Annotated in this window: 13 protein-coding genes; 7 read left to right on the top strand and 6 right to left on the bottom strand. The window is 60.7% G+C overall.

Translation table 11 applies throughout. The features are described from left to right. Window positions 1-36: 36 nt before the first annotated feature. The 4 genes from BLU48_RS02850 to BLU48_RS02865 are packed head-to-tail and all read right to left on the bottom strand — an operon-like array spanning window position 37 to window position 2,413. Window positions 37-417, bottom strand: coding sequence for a Rho termination factor N-terminal domain-containing protein (locus BLU48_RS02850; protein ID WP_043050076.1), 381 nt, complete (start codon window positions 415-417; stop codon window positions 37-39). A 50-nt stretch (window positions 418-467) separates the two neighbouring features. Beyond that, entirely contained in the window at window positions 468-734 is a 267-nt protein-coding gene (locus BLU48_RS02855; protein ID WP_057014650.1) for a hypothetical protein, read from the bottom strand. 51 nt (window positions 735-785) lie between these two features. Next, window positions 786-1,130: a hypothetical protein gene (locus BLU48_RS02860; RefSeq protein ID WP_057025538.1), complete on the bottom strand. Its 345-nt coding sequence runs from the start codon at window positions 1,128-1,130 to the stop codon at window positions 786-788. Next, window positions 1,127-2,413: an MFS transporter gene (locus BLU48_RS02865; protein ID WP_231989011.1), complete on the bottom strand. Its 1,287-nt coding sequence runs from the start codon at window positions 2,411-2,413 to the stop codon at window positions 1,127-1,129. The genes BLU48_RS02860 and BLU48_RS02865 overlap by 4 nt, the downstream gene beginning before the upstream one ends. Window positions 2,414-2,601: 188 nt before the next feature. Between BLU48_RS02865 and BLU48_RS02870 the strand changes: the two genes are divergently transcribed. The 6 genes from BLU48_RS02870 to BLU48_RS02895 all read left to right on the top strand — a co-directional run bounded on the left by BLU48_RS02870 (window position 2,602) and on the right by BLU48_RS02895 (window position 8,469). Next, window positions 2,602-3,081, top strand: a complete 480-nt coding sequence (locus tag BLU48_RS02870; RefSeq protein WP_043050118.1) for a GNAT family N-acetyltransferase — start codon at window positions 2,602-2,604, stop codon at window positions 3,079-3,081. 148 nt (window positions 3,082-3,229) lie between these two features. Then, window positions 3,230-4,051 (top strand): SDR family oxidoreductase, encoded by an 822-nt coding sequence (locus tag BLU48_RS02875; RefSeq protein WP_057025539.1) that lies wholly within the window; start codon window positions 3,230-3,232, stop codon window positions 4,049-4,051. A gap of 32 nt (window positions 4,052-4,083) precedes the next feature. Beyond that, window positions 4,084-5,064, top strand: coding sequence for a substrate-binding domain-containing protein (locus tag BLU48_RS02880; protein ID WP_108240673.1), 981 nt, complete (start codon window positions 4,084-4,086; stop codon window positions 5,062-5,064). Next, window positions 5,061-6,560: an L-arabinose ABC transporter ATP-binding protein AraG gene (araG, locus tag BLU48_RS02885; RefSeq protein ID WP_057025700.1), complete on the top strand. Its 1,500-nt coding sequence runs from the start codon at window positions 5,061-5,063 to the stop codon at window positions 6,558-6,560. Before BLU48_RS02880 ends, araG begins: the two co-directional genes overlap by 4 nt. A gap of 18 nt (window positions 6,561-6,578) precedes the next feature. Then, window positions 6,579-7,544 (top strand): L-arabinose ABC transporter permease AraH, encoded by a 966-nt coding sequence (gene araH / locus BLU48_RS02890; protein ID WP_057025699.1) that lies wholly within the window; start codon window positions 6,579-6,581, stop codon window positions 7,542-7,544. Between the two features lie 121 nt (window positions 7,545-7,665). Next, on the top strand, window positions 7,666-8,469 hold the full coding sequence (locus BLU48_RS02895; protein ID WP_057025698.1) for an IclR family transcriptional regulator: 804 nt from the start codon (window positions 7,666-7,668) through the stop codon (window positions 8,467-8,469). On the opposite strand, the gene BLU48_RS02900 is transcribed toward BLU48_RS02895, so the two are convergent. Next, complete coding sequence (locus BLU48_RS02900) at window positions 8,470-9,522, bottom strand: NAD(P)-dependent alcohol dehydrogenase (RefSeq protein WP_057025697.1); 1,053 nt, start codon at window positions 9,520-9,522, stop codon at window positions 8,470-8,472. A 180-nt stretch (window positions 9,523-9,702) separates the two neighbouring features. Here BLU48_RS02900 and BLU48_RS02905 point away from each other — a divergent pair, with 180 nt between their 5' ends. Beyond that, window positions 9,703-10,596, top strand: coding sequence for an AraC family transcriptional regulator (locus BLU48_RS02905; protein ID WP_046069129.1), 894 nt, complete (start codon window positions 9,703-9,705; stop codon window positions 10,594-10,596). Between the two features lie 167 nt (window positions 10,597-10,763). Here the strand turns inward: BLU48_RS02905 and BLU48_RS02910 are convergent, their stop codons facing one another. Further along, complete coding sequence (locus tag BLU48_RS02910) at window positions 10,764-12,428, bottom strand: electron transfer flavoprotein-ubiquinone oxidoreductase (RefSeq protein WP_043047184.1); 1,665 nt, start codon at window positions 12,426-12,428, stop codon at window positions 10,764-10,766. Window positions 12,429-12,651 lie beyond the last annotated feature (223 nt).

Here is a 12,651-nt window from a genome sequence, read left to right on the forward strand (position 1 = left end):
GGAGGGGCAAGCCCCCTCCCACATTGGGATCGATATTTAGCCTGCTTTTTTCAGCGCTTGGATCAACTCATCTTTACGCATGGTCGACCGCCCGGGGATATTCTTAGCCCGCGCTTCTTTCATCAGACTTTCCTTGGTTTGCGTACCCAGCGAGGCCCGGCTGCTGCGCGGGTGTCCTTCACGGCTGGCCGCTGCACGTTTGGACGACTCATGCCGATCCTCGGCCTTCTTCGCCGGGGCCTTGCGCCGGCCCGAACCACCGGCTTTTTCACCGCCGCCAGACTGCTTGTTGACCGTGGCCCAGGCACGGGCTTCGGCTTCTTCCTTGGATAATCCCTTGTGCTCATAACTGTCTTCGATATGAGCGGCCTTGCGTTTCTGTTCGGTGGTGTATTTGGCTTTGCTTCCACGAGGCATCGCTAAAACTCCTTCTGGCCCCTGTAACCCGGGGCCAGACCAGAAATGGATTACTGAGGGACTGCACCGTCCAGCTTGCGCGCCTCATCCACACCCGAGGCAGTCAGCTTGATCGGCAGGTTCAACGAGTATTCACCGGCGTCATCGGTGGTCACATGCCCATCCTTGATCAATCCGCGGTCCTGCAGGAACGCCAAGACACTGGCGACCTCCTTTTCACCGCGGTAATTGTCCAGCACCTCCTTGCCCAAGCCTTGCGGATGGGCGTGCAGCAGACGGGTGAGGACTTCTTTTTCAAGGTTTCTATCGACGTTCATGTGTACCTCTTCACTGGGAAATGGTCGGGTGTCGGTCGTGCTACGGGTGTCTCAAGGCGCGGGTTGTTTCGGTGCACCCGGGACGTTTGAGTCATCCCCTTTGTTGATCTTCGGCTCATTGGTGCCAGGGCCCATCTTGCCGTTGCCGACGGCAGCCGGTGCCTGGCGCTGGGTGTCGTTGCCCTTGGTGCGTGGGTCCGCGCCGTTGTCGATGATCGCGCCACCGTTGGTATCAAGGCCGGTGCCCATTGAATCCTGGGATTCCTGGGTGGCGGGGCTAGGCGGGCTACCGACTGGATCAGTCTTGCCGGTAGATGATGTGGCGGCAAACGCGCCCAGGGATGCGGCGGACAACAGGCCGGCGAGGGCGAGGGCAGACAATTTGGAATTTTTCATGAGGGTGTCTCCATATGATTAATGTCCTTACCCTCTATTGGTCCTCCCTCATTCGGTGATCGTGCCTTGATGTCGACGAACGGTATCAATAGGCCTGTATCCGTTTTATGTGCCCAAACGCTGCGCGCTATCAAGCGCACTGTGGCGATCGCCCAATTGAGTGCGGCGATAAACAGTACGCTCAGCATCATTGCCCAAAGCCCGTAATCGACAATGATCTTGCCCGCGAGCCAAGGAAACCCGAAGACGCCGACAAAGTACGCCATGCTGAACAGCAATAACGCCTGGGGCGTAGTGCCACTGGGTGCTTCATTGGCCACCAGCCCATTGATCACCGAATACGTCAGGCCATACCCGACCCCCAAAATAGCGGCGGCCAGCAAATAGCTGAGGTTGCCGCTCACACCAAATGCAAACAGCGCGATCGCACCGAGCATTATCCCGGACAACACGCAGGCAGCCTGGTAGGCATCGCGCTTGACCACAAAACCGGCGATCAGCAGACGGCTGGTGATCGCTGCTGTCAGGAAACCCGCAAAGAACAGTGAGTAGTCCAGCCCATGGGCAGCGGCGTAGCTGGTCTGGAACGATGAAAGCCCACCAAACACGCAACCACCCAGGCCGACCATCAGGATGGCGAACGCCGCTTTGGACGACAGTACGCGGCGGCTAGCGAACCAGGAGATCCTCGACGCCGGCACATTCGCATGCCCCTTGAGCAGGGCGCCCATGCGCCAGAACATCACCACGCCGGCAAGGCTGGCCAGACCGGCGATATAGAACGCAGTCGTCAGGGGCAGGTCCAGCGCAATGGCGGCGCGCCCCAGTAAAGGGCCGGAGCCGATTCCGCTCAACATACTGCCCGACAGCAGGGCGAAATACCTGGCACGCTGGCAGGGTTCTACCAGCAGCGTCACGATGATCGGGCCCAGGGTATAGAACACGCCCCAGCCCAGACCCAGAGACAGCCCGAACAGCATCAAGCCCTGACCAAACCCAGGCGCCAGGGCGAACCCCAGGCAGGCCAACACCAGCAATACGCCGGCGCTCGCAATCGCTCGCGCCGCGCCCAGCGCATCCGCCAAATGCCCGGAAAGAAGCACCGCCACAAAAGTGCTGAGCATTGCCGTGGCAATGACACTGCCTGCGTCGTGCTCATTGCCGCCGCGTGAATGAATCAGCAGCGACAGCAAAAAGGTTGAGCCATAGGAGAGCGACAGCAGGAAACTGGCGAGGCAGAACAGCGCGAAAGTCTTTGCGCCGACTGGAGACGTGGCGTGCATGAGCAGGACCTGATCATTGGATTTATGCCAACTGTTTACCATGGGTATCCAGCGGGATTGTTCTGTGTTTGCCGGTGCTGGCATCCCGGTGCAGCGGAGTAAAACATGCTCCTGGGTATGAAATTGCGCTGCAATCGGTCACTGAACCGCCTTAGTATGTGGGCTCTGAATTTACCCAAGGCTTGCCCATGACCATCGAGATTCGCCCCGCCGTGCCCAGCGATGCTGCGCAAATCCTGACCTTTATCACCGAGCTGGCCGAGTACGAGAAAGCCCGGCATGAGGTGATCGCCAGCGTGGTGGATATCGAACGCAGCCTGTTCAGCGAAGGTGCCACGGCCCATGGCCTGATGTGTCTGCGCGACGGCCTGCCGATTGGTTTTGCGGTGTTCTTTTTCAGCTATTCCACCTGGCTGGGCAGTAACTGCCTGTACCTGGAAGACCTTTATATCAACCCGGAACAACGTGGCGGCGGGGCAGGCAAGAAGTTGCTGCGCCACTTGGCCAAGATCGCCTGTGACAACGGTTGCGGTCGCTTTGAATGGAGCGTGCTGGACTGGAATGAGCCGGCGATCGCCTTCTATAAGTCCATCGGCGCCCAGCCGCAGGAAGAGTGGGTGCGCTATCGCATGGAAGGTGATGCGCTGAGGGATTTTGCCCAAGGCTGACGGTCTTCGGAACCGGCTATGAATGGCCGGTTTTTTTTGCGATTGCTCACAATATGGGATTGAAATTTATATATTGAGATATTTCAAGATCTAGGTTTATAGTCGCCTGCATCAGCACTCACTATCAAAAAATAAAACAGGTGAAGCGATGCAGGCACAACCGTTGTCACTACCCGCGGTGCCCGAGCCGACTTACGGCGAGCGTTTGAAGAACAAGGTAGTGATCGTCACCGGCGCTGCCCAAGGCATTGGCGAAGCGATTGTCGCCTGCTTCCAGGCCCAGCAGGCGCGCTTGGTGATTGCCGATATCCAGGGCGAAAAAATCGAGAAGATCGCCGCCCATTGGCGTGAACGCGGTGCGCAGATCCATGCCCAGCCTGTCGATATCACCTCCAAGGATCAATGGCAGGCGCTGGTCAACCTGGCCATCGAACGCTTCGGCCGCGTAGATGTGCTGGTCAACTGCGCCGGGGTCAATGTGTTCCGCGACCCCTTGGCGATGACCGACGAAGACTGGCGCCGTTGCTTTGCCATCGACCTCGACGGCGCCTGGTACGGCTGCCGCTCGGTGTTGCCGCCCATGATCGAGCAGGGCATCGGCAACATCATCAATATTGCCTCCACCCATTCCAGCCACATCATTCCCGGCTGCTTTCCCTATCCCGTCGCCAAGCATGGCCTGCTCGGCCTCACCCGCGCCCTGGGCATCGAATACGCGTCCAAGGGCATCCGTGTGAATGCCATCGCCCCGGGTTATATCGAAACCCAGCTCAACGTCGACTACTGGAACGGTTTCCCAGACCCTCACGCCGAGCGTCAGCGCGCGTTCGACCTGCACCCGCCCAAGCGCATCGGCCAGCCCATCGAGGTGGCGATGACCGCGCTGTTCCTGGCGACCGACGAGGCGCCCTTTATCAATGCCACCTGCCTGATGATCGATGGCGGGCGGTCCGTGATGTACCACGACTAAAGCGTTTTCCAATAACAAGAAGGAGGTGGTTCATGTTCAAGAAGGCACTCGGGGCTGTGGCGCTGGCGTTGGCGTTCAGCGGCGTTGTATCGGCTGAAGAAGTCAAGATCGGTTTTTTGGTCAAGCAGGCCGAGGAGCCCTGGTTCCAGACCGAATGGGCCTTCGCCGAAAAAGCCGGCAAGGAACACGGTTTCACCGTGATCAAGATCGCCGTGCCCGACGGCGAGAAAACCCTCTCGGCCATCGACAGCCTGGCCGCCAACGGCGCCAAGGGCTTTGTGATCTGCCCGCCGGACGTGTCCCTGGGCCCGGCCATCGTCGCCAAGGCCAAGGTCAATGGCCTGAAAGTGATGGCCGTGGATGACCGCTTTGTCGATGCCAAGGGCAACTTCATGGAGGACGTGCCGTACCTGGGCATGGCCGCCTTCGAAGTGGGCCAGAAGCAGGGCGCCGCCATGGCCGCCGAGGCGAAGAAACGCGGGTGGGACTGGAAGGACACTTACGCGGTGATCAACACCTTCAACGAGCTCGATACCGGTAAAAAGCGCACCGACGGCTCGATCAAATCCCTGGAAGAAGCCGGCATCCCCAAGGATCACATCCTCACCGCTGCCCTCAAGACTCTTGACGTGCCTGGCAGCATGGACGCCACCAACTCGGCCCTGGTCAAGCTGCCCGGCGGTGCGAAGAACCTGATCATCGGCGGCATGAACGACAACACCGTGCTCGGCGGCGTGCGCGCCACTGAAAGCGCCGGCTTCAAGGCCGCCAACGTGATCGGCATCGGCATCAATGGCACCGACGCCATCGGCGAATTGAAGAAAGCCGACAGCGGTTTCTTCGGCTCCATGCTGCCGAGCCCGCATATCGAAGGCTATAACACCGCGCTGATGATGTACGAGTGGGTCACCAAAGGCACTGAACCACCGAAGTACACCGCCATGGACGAAGTCACCCTGATCACCCGCGAGAACTTCAAGGAAGAACTGACCAAGATCGGGCTGTGGAAATGACCGCTGCGGCCCTGCGTTTCGACGCGATCGGCAAAACCTTTCCCGGGGTCAAGGCGTTGGACGGCATCAGCTTCACCGCCCACCCCGGGCAGGTGCACGCCCTGATGGGCGAGAACGGTGCGGGCAAGTCGACGCTGCTGAAAATCCTCGGCGGCGCTTACATTCCCAGCAGCGGCAGCGTGCAGATCGGCACGCAGGTCATGGCGTTCAAAAATGCCGCCGACAGCATCGCCAGCGGCGTCGCGGTGATCCACCAGGAACTGCACCTGGTGCCGGAAATGAGCGTCGCCGAGAACCTGTTCCTCGGGCACTTGCCGACGCGCCTGGGCGTGGTCAATCGCGCCCTGCTGCGCCAGCAGGCGCTGACGTGTCTCAAGGGCCTGGCCGATGAGATCGACCCCGACGAGAAGCTTGGGCGCCTGTCCCTGGGCCAGCGCCAACTGGTGGAAATCGCCAAGGCGCTGTCCCGTGGCGCCAACGTGATCGCCTTCGATGAACCCACCAGCAGCTTGTCGGCGCGGGAAATCGACCGGTTGATGGCGATCATCGCGCGCCTGCGTGACGAGGGCAAAGTGGTGCTCTACGTGTCGCACCGCATGGAAGAAGTGTTCCGTATCTGCGATGCGGTGACGGTGTTCAAGGACGGTCGCTATGTGCGCACCTTCGAAGACATGAGCACCCTGACCCACGACCAGTTGGTGACCTGCATGGTCGGCCGCGATATCCAGGACATCTACGACTACCGCCCGCGGGAGCAGGGCGAGGTGGCGCTCAAGGTCGACGGCCTGCTCGGCCCGGGGCTGCGTGAGCCGATCAGTTTCCAGGTGCGCAAGGGCGAGATCCTCGGCCTGTTCGGGCTGGTGGGCGCGGGGCGCACCGAGCTGTTTCGTTTGCTCAGCGGCCTGGAGCGCGCCAGCGCCGGCAGCCTGGAGCTGTGCGGGCAAGCGCTGCAGTTGCGCTCACCCCGCGACGCCATCGCCGCCGGCGTGTTGCTGTGCCCGGAGGACCGCAAAAAGGAAGGCATCATCCCGCTGGCCAGCGTCGCCGAAAACATCAACATCAGTGCCCGCGCGGCGCATTCCACCTTTGGCTGGCTGTTGCGCGAAGGCTGGGAGAAGGGCAACGCCGACCGGCAGATCCAGGCGATGCGGGTCAAAACCCCAAACGCCGCGCAGAAGATCCTGTACCTCTCCGGCGGCAACCAGCAGAAGGCCATTCTGGGCCGCTGGCTGTCGATGCCGATGAAAGTGCTGCTGCTGGACGAGCCCACCCGTGGCATCGATATCGGCGCCAAGTCAGAGATCTACCAGATCATCCATAACCTGGCGGCCAGCGGCATTGCGGTGATCGTGGTGTCCAGCGACCTGATGGAAGTGATGGGCATTGCCGACCGTATCCTGGTCATGAGCGAAGGCGCCCTGGCCGGTGAATTGCCCCGCGAGCGGGCGGATGAAGCACGGCTGCTGCAACTGGCACTCCCGCGTTCGCGGGCTTGAAGAATAAGAGGTGTGGGTATGTCTCAGGCAAAAACTGCAAAGGGCTTCTGGCCGGCGTTCAACCAGCGCAAATTTCTCGATGACTGGGTGATGCTGTTGGCGGCGTTGGGCATCTTTGTGCTCAGCGCTGTGTTTATCGATAACTTCCTGTCGCCGCTGAATATGCGTGGCCTGGGCCTGGCGATCTCCACCGTGGGCATTGCCGCGTGCACCATGCTGTTCTGCCTGGCGTCGGGGCATTTTGATTTGTCGGTGGGCTCGGTGATCGCCTGCGCCGGTGTAGTGGCGGGGATTGTGATCCGCGACACCGACAGTGTGGCACTTGGCGTGTCGGCGGCCCTGGCCATGGGCCTGGTGGTAGGGCTGATCAACGGCATTGTGATTGCCAAGCTGCGCATCAATGCACTGATTGCGACGCTGGCGACCATGCAGATCGTGCGCGGCCTGGCCTACATCTTCTCCAACGGCAAGGCGGTGGGGGTGATGGACGAAGGCTTCTTTGTGTTCGGCAACGGCCAGTTGATGGGCGTGCCGGTGCCGATCGTCATCACCGTGCTGTGCTTTGTATTCTTCGGCTGGCTGCTCAACTACACCAGCTATGGGCGCAACACCATGGCCATTGGTGGCAACCAGGAAGCTGCGCTATTGGCAGGTGTGAATGTTGACCGCACCAAGATCATTATCTTTGCCGTGCACGGTTTGATCGGCGCACTGGCCGGGGTGATCCTCGCCTCGCGCATGACCTCCGGCCAGCCGATGATCGGCCAGGGCTTCGAATTGACGGTGATCTCTGCGTGCGTACTGGGCGGGGTATCGCTGAGCGGCGGAATCGGCATGATCCGCCACGTGATTGCGGGTGTGCTGATTCTGGCGATCATCGAGAACGCGATGAACCTTAAAAACATCGACACGTTTTACCAGTACGTGATTCGCGGCTCGATCCTGCTGCTGGCGGTCATCATCGACCGCATGAAACAACGCTGAGTTATGTCAGGTGAGGACTCAATGTGGGAGGGGGCTTGCCCCCTCCCACATTGAGTTCTCCTCTGTATTGGGGGGCGGTATTTGCCATAATGCCCCCGCTTTTTTATTTATAGGCCCGGATATGCAGGAAAACGCCCACACCCCCGTCAAAGACGCCGCCCCCACCGGCACCCAGACCCTGCTGCGTGGCCTGGGGGTGGTGCAAGCGGTGGCGGCCGGTGCGCGGGATCTCAAGGAGATCGCCCGGCGCATCGGCACCACCCGCAGCACCACGCACCGCCTGGCCAGTTGCCTGGTGGATGAGCGTTACCTGCGCGTGGTGCCGCAGGTCGGCTACCTGTTGGGGCCAAAGCTGATCGAGCTGGGCTTCCAGGCCCGCGAAGAGTTGCCATTGGTGAGCCTGGCGGTGCCGTACCTGGACGAGCTGTCGGCCCTCACTGGTGACACCATCCACTTGGCGATCCGTGAATACGACGACGTGCTTTACCTGCACAAGAACCCCGGTCGCAACGGCCCGGAAATGCGCTCACGGGTTGGCCATCGTATGCCGCTGGCGCGCACCGGCATCGGCAAGGCGTTGCTGTTGGATGATTCGCCGCAGGAGTGGCAGCGCCTCTACGAAGTCAGCTTGCCGGCGGCAGGCAAAAACCTGCAATGGCCGCAGCACCCGGAGCAATCCTGGGCGCAATTCGAGCAGCGCATGGGTGAATATGTGGCGGGTGGTTATGCCTTCGATCTCGAAGATAACGAGCCGTCGATCCGCTGCGTGGCGGCACCGGTGCGTGATGCCGGTGGGCGTATTGTCGCTGGCATCAGCATCGCCAGTACCGTGCCCTACATGCCGCTGGAGAAAATGGCCGAGCTGATCCCTGTGATCAAACAGGTCGCAGCCCGGCTGTCAGCGGAGTTGGGTGCGAAAGCCTGATCAGGCTTTCAGGCTCGCCATGTCGATGACAAAGCGGTACTTCACGTCACCCGCGATCATGCGTGCGTAAGCCTCGTTGATCTGGCGGATATCGAGCATTTCGATGTCGCAGGTGATGTTGTGCTCGGCGCAGAAATCCAGGACTTCCTGGGTTTCGGCAATACCGCCGATCAGCGAACCGGCCAGTACTTTACGGCCCAGCACCAGCTTTGCGGCATTGACGGGCGGGTCCACCGGCTCGATCAGGCCGACCAGGATATGCACACCGTCAAAGCGCAGTACATCGAGGTAGGGGTTCAGGTCGTGTTGCACCGGGATGGTGTCCAGCAGGAAGTCGAAGTGCCCGGCAGCGGCTTTCATCTGCTCGGCGTCGGTGGACACGATCACATGGTCGGCGCCCTGGCGACGGCCTTCCTCGGCCTTGCTGGCGGAGCGGGTGAACAGCGTGACTTCGGCGCCCATGGCCTTGGCAAACTTGATGCCCATGTGACCGAGGCCGCCCATGCCAAGAATCCCGACTTTATCGCCGGCCTTCACGCCGTAGTGCTTGAGCGGCGAGTAGGTGGTGATGCCCGCGCACAGGATCGGCGCGGCGCTGGCCAGGTCGAGCTTGGCCGGGATCTTCACCACGAAGTGCTCGCTGACCACAATGCTGTCGGAGTAACCACCCATGGTGTTGCTGCCATCCACACGGTCCGGGGTGGCGTAGGTCATGGTCGGGCCTTCGAGGCAGTATTGCTCGAGGTCTGACTGGCAGGCTTCGCAGTGGCGACACGAGTCGACCATGCAACCGACGCCGACCAGATCGCCGACTTTATGTGCGGTCACATTGGTGCCGACAGCGGTGACCTTGCCGACAATCTCATGGCCCGGCATCAGCGGGTAAACGGCGATGCCCCACTCGTTGCGTGCCTGGTGGATGTCGGAGTGGCAGACGCCGCAGTAGAGGATCTCGATGGCCACGTCATCGACGCGCGGGCTGCGGCGTTGAAACGACATGGGGGCGAGGGGAGTGGTGGCCGACTGGGCGGCATAACCTGTGGCGGTGTACATGGTAAACCTCGCTAAAGCTTGGACTGGAGAGGCGGCGCATTCTGCGCGCCGGCCCTGGGCGCGAACATGGCAAATGCTCCGAGTCTCATGCCTATTCGTCCGGGACTGGCATTGCTTTGGATGTATTCGCCGTCAGACCTGCGATGATGTTCTCATCCCTTGTTCACGAAGTTTTTTGCCATGTTGTTGACCCGCCATCTCGACGCCAACGCCACGCTGGTGTCCCTGATTGAAGGGCTTGCGCCCCGCGACGGTTTCTCCCCGACCAACCTGCCCGGCGTGCAGGTGCTGCGTGCCAGTTGCGACGTGGCGCGTGGGCCGCAGATCTACGAGCCAAGCCTGATGTTCGTGGCCCAAGGCAGCAAGGTTGCCTACCTCGGCCCGAGAACACTGGAGTATGGCGCCGGGCATTACCTGGTCCAGGCGATGCCGGTGCCGTTCGAGTGCGAGACCTTTGCCATGGCGCCTGGCGCGCCGCTGTTGGGCGTGACGGTGGGTATCGATCGGGTGGTGCTGGGGGAGTTGGTCATTGCCATGGGCATGCAGGGCGGACCACCGCCGACGGCGCAGACCTTGGAGTCGATGAGTTCGGTGGTGCTGGACGATGCCATGCGCGGCTGCGTGGAGCGGCTGTTGCAGTGCCTGCACGATCCGCTGGAAAGCCGGATCATGGGCCCGGCGCGGGTACGCGAATTGTTGTTCACCGCGTTGCGTGGGCCCCAGGCGGATGTGTTGCGTGCGTTGGTGGAACAGCAGGGGCAGTTTTCGCGAATCGCCACGTCATTGAACCACCTGCATGCCCATTACGCCGAGCCGCTGAATATCGAGACGTTGGCCGGTTATGCCCATATGAGTGCCTCGACCTTTCATGAGCATTTCAAGCGCTGCACCTTGTTGTCGCCGGTGCAGTACCTCAAGCGCCTGCGGTTGTTGAAGGCTCAGCAGTTGTTACTGATAGACGGCATGAGTGTGGCGCAGGCGGCACATAGCGTGGGGTATCAGAGTACGTCGCAGTTCAGTCGCGAGTACAAGCGCTACTTCCTGCGTAACCCTGGTGAAGAGCGCGCTGCATAGCATTTCAGGCCAAACCACACTCCAAATGTGGGAGGGGGCTTGCCCCCGATGACGGTGTATCAGTTAGCTAATCTTTAGCTGACCCACCGCAATCGGGAGCAAGCCCCCTCCCACATTTAGATTGATGTTGGCCATAAAAAAGGCTCCCGATTGGGAGCCTCAGTGGCTTACATATTCGGGTAAGTCGGCCCACCCGCACCTTCGGGTGTCACCCAGGTAATGTTCTGCGAAGGGTCCTTGATGTCACAGGTCTTGCAGTGCACGCAGTTCTGGGCGTTGATCTGAAAGCGCTTCTCGCCGTCTTCCTTGGTGATCACTTCATACACGCCGGCCGGGCAGTAGCGCTGCGCCGGTTCATCGTAGAGCGGCAGGTTGGTGCCGATCGGGATGCTCGGGTCTTTCAACTTCAAGTGGCAAGGCTGCTCTTCTTCGTGGTTGGTACCGGAGATGAACACCGAGCTCAGTTTGTCGAAGCTCAGCTTGCCGTCGGGCTTGGGGTAGTCGATTTTCTTGCAGTCTTTGGCCAGCTTGAGGCAGGCGTAGTCCGGCTTTGTGTCGTGCAGGGTGAACGGCATCTTGCCGCCGAGGATGTTCTGGTCGAACCAGTTGAAGCCGGCGCCGATGATCGGGCCGAACTTGTGCATCGCCGGGCCGAAGTTACGGGTGGCGAACAATTCCTCATACAGCCAGCTGGCTTTGAAGCCGTCGACATACGCGGTCAGCTCGTCACCGCCTTCGGATTCGGCGAACAGACGATCAGCAACCGCATCGGCGGCGAGCATGCCGGACTTCATCGCGGTGTGGCTGCCCTTGATCTTGGCGAAGTTCAGGGTGCCGAGGTCGCAACCGATCAGCGCTCCGCCCTTGAAGACCATCTTGGGCAGCGAGTTCAGGCCACCTTTGCAGATGGCGCGGGCGCCGTAGCTGACGCGCTTGCCGCCTTCCAGGTACTGGGCCAGCACCGGGTGGTGCTTGAGGCGCTGGAACTCATCGAAGGGCGACAGGAAGGTGTTGCTATAGGACAGGTCGACGATCAGGCCGACCACTACCTGGTTATTTTCCAGGTGATAGAGGAACGAACCACCGGTGTTTTCGGCGCTCATGATGTCCAGCGGCCAACCGGCGGTGTGCACCACCAGGCCTGGCTGATGCTTGGCCGGGTCGATTTCCCAGATTTCCTTCAGGCCGATGCCGTAGTGCTGGGCGTCGGCGTCGCTGTCCAGGTTGAAACGCTGGATCAACTGCTTGCCGATATGGCCACGGCAGCCTTCGGCAAACAGCGTGTACTTGCCACGCAATTCCATGCCCGGGGTATATACGCCTTCCTTGGGCTTGCCTTCACGGTCGACACCGAGGTCACCGGTGATGATTCCACGCACCACGCCGTTCTCGTCGAAGAGTGCTTCCTGGGCGGCGAAGCCTGGGTAGACTTCCACGCCCAGGTTTTCGGCCTGCTGGGCCAGCCAGCGGCACAGGTTGCCCAGGGAAATGATGTAGTTGCCTTCGTTGTGCATGGTCTTGGGCACGAAGAAGTCGGGAACCTTGGTGGAGGTATCGCTGCTGCGCAGCACGTAGATGTCGTCACGCACCACCGGCGTGTTGAGCGGGGCGCCGAGCTCTTTCCAGTCCGGGAACAGTTCGTTCAGGGCCCGGGGTTCGAACACGGCACCGGAGAGGATGTGGGCGCCGACTTCGGAGCCTTTCTCGACCACGCAGACGCTGATTTCCTTACCGGCTTCGGCGGCCTTCTGCTTCAGGCGGCAGGCGGCAGACAGGCCAGCCGGGCCAGCGCCGACGATGACCACGTCGAATTCCATGTATTCGCGTTCCACAGGCTATCTCCTACTCAAGGCTCAACAGGCTTTTTTTTTCTAATGGGTGGAGGTTCGGCGGGGTTCTGCTCAACGGCAGCACCCACCTGTCTCTCTAGGTGGCGCATTATATATAGACCACTGGCAGCGTCCAATACAAACGTTTGTTTGAATTGCCCGCAGCCTAGGTAAATCAAAGCAACGGGGCTTATGACTGACCATTTTGCCGTATTGACCAGAATAG

The organism is Pseudomonas synxantha, assembly GCF_900105675.1.
Taxonomy (GTDB): Bacteria; Pseudomonadota; Gammaproteobacteria; order Pseudomonadales; family Pseudomonadaceae; genus Aquipseudomonas; species Aquipseudomonas synxantha.

Bases quoted from the DNA above. Each gene is read 5' to 3' on its own strand.
- BLU48_RS02850 (WP_043050076.1), bottom strand. From the start codon at position 417: ATGCCTCGTGGAAGCAAAGCCAAATACACCACCGAACAGAAACGCAAG.
- BLU48_RS02855 (WP_057014650.1), bottom strand. From the start codon at position 734: ATGAACGTCGATAGAAACCTTGAAAAAGAAGTCCTCACCCGTCTGCTG.
- BLU48_RS02860 (WP_057025538.1), bottom strand. From the start codon at position 1,130: ATGAAAAATTCCAAATTGTCTGCCCTCGCCCTCGCCGGCCTGTTGTCC.
- BLU48_RS02865 (WP_231989011.1), bottom strand. From the start codon at position 2,413: ATGCACGCCACGTCTCCAGTCGGCGCAAAGACTTTCGCGCTGTTCTGC.
- BLU48_RS02870 (WP_043050118.1), top strand. From the start codon at position 2,602: ATGACCATCGAGATTCGCCCCGCCGTGCCCAGCGATGCTGCGCAAATC.
- BLU48_RS02875 (WP_057025539.1), top strand. From the start codon at position 3,230: ATGCAGGCACAACCGTTGTCACTACCCGCGGTGCCCGAGCCGACTTAC.
- BLU48_RS02880 (WP_108240673.1), top strand. From the start codon at position 4,084: ATGTTCAAGAAGGCACTCGGGGCTGTGGCGCTGGCGTTGGCGTTCAGC.
- araG (WP_057025700.1), top strand. From the start codon at position 5,061: ATGACCGCTGCGGCCCTGCGTTTCGACGCGATCGGCAAAACCTTTCCC.
- araH (WP_057025699.1), top strand. From the start codon at position 6,579: ATGTCTCAGGCAAAAACTGCAAAGGGCTTCTGGCCGGCGTTCAACCAG.
- BLU48_RS02895 (WP_057025698.1), top strand. From the start codon at position 7,666: ATGCAGGAAAACGCCCACACCCCCGTCAAAGACGCCGCCCCCACCGGC.
- BLU48_RS02900 (WP_057025697.1), bottom strand. From the start codon at position 9,522: ATGTACACCGCCACAGGTTATGCCGCCCAGTCGGCCACCACTCCCCTC.
- BLU48_RS02905 (WP_046069129.1), top strand. From the start codon at position 9,703: ATGTTGTTGACCCGCCATCTCGACGCCAACGCCACGCTGGTGTCCCTG.